2 protein-coding genes are annotated in these 2650 nt (G+C 69.9%); both read left to right on the top strand.

What is annotated here, in order from left to right:
- The first annotated feature begins 89 nt into the window (after positions 1–89).
- Positions 90–1343, top strand: coding sequence for an arginine deiminase (locus AB8Z75_RS33125; protein WP_369208552.1), 1254 nt, complete (start codon positions 90–92; stop codon positions 1341–1343).
- Between the two features lie 82 nt (positions 1344–1425).
- On the top strand, positions 1426–2436 hold the full coding sequence (argF, locus tag AB8Z75_RS33120) for an ornithine carbamoyltransferase (RefSeq protein ID WP_369208550.1): 1011 nt from the start codon (positions 1426–1428) through the stop codon (positions 2434–2436).
- The last annotated feature ends 214 nt before the right edge of the window (positions 2437–2650 follow it).

Here is a 2650-nt window from a genome sequence, read left to right as displayed (position 1 = left end):
GCCGGGGGGCGGGGAGCCGGTCGGTGCTCCGGCTCGGCCGCTGTCGGGGGTTTCTCGCGAGCGCATGAGCACTCCGCCAGGATGAGCGCATGGGATTCCATGTCGACTCCGAGACCGGGCGGCTGCGCCGCGTCATCGTGCACCGCCCTGGCCTCGAACTGAAAAGGCTCACCCCCACGAACAAGGACGATCTGCTCTTCGACGACGTGCTGTGGGTGCGCCGCGCCCGGCAGGAGCACGACGCGTTCGCCGGAACGCTGCGTGAACTCGGCGTCGAGGTGCACCTCTTCGGTGAGCTGCTGGCCGAGGCGATGGAGGTGCCGGCGGCTCGCGCGTTCGTGCTGGACCGGGTCTTCGACGAACAGGAGTACGGGCCGCTGGCCGCCGGTCACCTGCGGGAGTCCTTCGACCGGATGCCGACACCCGAGCTGACCGAGGCGCTGATCGGGGGCATGACCAAGCGGGAGTACCTGGAGCGCTGCGCCGAGCCGTCCTCGGTCCGCTTCCACGTCATGGCAGCGGACGACTTCCTGCTCGCCCCGCTGCCCAACCACATCTTCACCCGCGACTCGTCGGCATGGGTCTACGACGGGGTCTGCATCAACGCCATGCGATGGCCCGCGCGGCAGCGGGAGACCGTCCACTTCGAGGCCGTCTACCGGCACCATCCGCTGTTCGCCGCCGCCGCGCAAGAGGACGGTTTCCACACCTGGGCGGGCGGCGGTTCGGGGCACCCCTCCCCTTCGACCATCGAGGGCGGCGACGTGCTCGTACTGGGGAACGGCGCCGTACTCGTCGGCATGAGCGAACGGACCACTCCGCAGGCCGTCGAGACGCTGGCTCGCGGGCTGTTCGCCCGGGGGTCGGCCCGCTCCATCGTGGCGCTGGACATGCCCAAGCGGCGGGCGTTCATGCATCTGGACACGGTGATGACGATGGTGGACGGGGAGACCTTCACCCAGTACGAGGGGCTGGGGATGCTCCGCTCGTACACGATCGAGCCGGGGACGCCGGGGTCCGCGGGCGGGCCGGAGCTGAAGGTCACCGACCACCCGCCGGAGCACATGCACCGCGCCGTCGCCGCCGCACTCGGACTGGACAGGATCCGGGTGCTCACCCCGACGCAGGACGTGCGGGCGGCGGAGCGGGAGCAGTGGGACGACGGGTGCAACGTGCTCGCCGTCGAGCCCGGTGTCGTCCTGGCGTACGACCGGAACGTCACCACCAACACCCATCTGCGGCAGGAGGGGATCGAGGTGGTGGAGATCCCCGGAGGCGAGCTGGGGCGCGGGCGCGGCGGGCCGCGGTGCATGAGCTGCCCGGTGGAGCGGGACGCGGTGTGAGCCCGCCCCCGGGCAGGCCGCATAGAGATTCTACATACCGTATACAATTCCAACCTCAGCAGTAGCGCGAACGAGGAGCGACATGGCAGCAGACCTGGCAGGCCGCCACTTCCTGAAGGAGCTGGACTTCACCCCGGAGGAGTTCCGGAGCCTGATCGGGCTCGCGGCCCAGCTCAAGGAGGCCAAGCGGGCCGGAACCGAGCGGGACGACCAGCGGCTGCGCGGACGCAACATCGCGCTGATCTTCGAGAAGTCCTCCACCCGCACGCGCTGCTCGTTCGAGGTCGCCGCGGCGGACCAGGGCGCACACACCACCTACCTCGACCCGTCCGGCTCCCACCTGGGCAAGAAGGAGTCGGTCAAGGACACGGCGCGCGTTCTCGGACGGATGTACGACGGGATCCAGTACCGCGGCAGCGGTCAGGAGATCGTCGAGGAGCTGGCCGCACACGCCGGGGTGCCCGTCTACAACGGACTCACCGACGAGTGGCACCCGACCCAGATGCTGGCGGACGCGCTGACGATGACCGAGCACGCGCCGCAGGGCCGCGGCCTGGGCGCTCTTTCGTACGCCTACCTGGGCGACGCCCGCAGCAACATGGGCAACTCCTACCTGGTGACGGGCGCACTGCTGGGCATGGACGTGCGGATCGTCGCGCCCAGGGCGCTGTGGCCCGAGGAGTCGGTGACGGCGCGGGCGCGGGCGCTGGCCGAGAGCACCGGGGCCCGGATCACGCTCACCGAGGAGGTCGAGGAGGGCGTGCGGGGCGCGGACTTCCTCACCACCGACGTGTGGGTCTCGATGGGCGAGCCCCCGCAGGTGTGGGACGAGCGGATCGCACTCCTGCGCCCCTACGCGGTGACCATGGACGTGCTGCGGGCGACGGGCAACCCCGCCGTGCGCTTCCTACACTGCCTGCCCGCCTTCCACGACCTGGGGACGGCGGTGGCCCGGGAGATCCACGAGCGCCACGGGCTGACCTCGCTGGAGGTCACCGACGAGGTCTTCGAGTCCGCGCACTCGGTCGTCTTCGACGAGGCCGAGAACCGGATGCACACGATCAAGGCCGTGCTGGTGGCGACCCTGGGATGAGGCGGCGCCGCGCGCGGCCCTGTGTGCATAGTCATACGCATAAATGCGGGGCCATGCATAAACGGCCGTTACGATGGAACCAGCTCGAAGGGTCCGGGCCATCCGCCCGGGCCCTTCTGTTGTGAACGTCCCCCCGTGCACCCACCCCGTGCACACCCCCAACGGCCGTTTATGCATGGCCCCGCATTTATGCGTATGACTATGCACACAGGGC

The sequence above is a fragment of the Streptomyces sp. PU-14G genome (genome assembly GCF_041028275.1).
In the GTDB taxonomy this organism is placed as follows: domain Bacteria; phylum Actinomycetota; class Actinomycetes; order Streptomycetales; family Streptomycetaceae; genus Streptomyces.
The sequence above is the reverse complement of the archived record's forward strand: the minus strand, read 5'-3'. Positions and strand labels throughout refer to the sequence as shown.

What these genes read in the sequence shown, in the direction of transcription:
- AB8Z75_RS33125 (WP_369208552.1), top strand. Translation starts at nt 90, where the DNA reads ATGGGATTCCATGTCGACTCCGAGACCGGGCGGCTGCGCCGCGTCATC.
- argF (WP_369208550.1), top strand. Translation starts at nt 1,426, where the DNA reads ATGGCAGCAGACCTGGCAGGCCGCCACTTCCTGAAGGAGCTGGACTTC.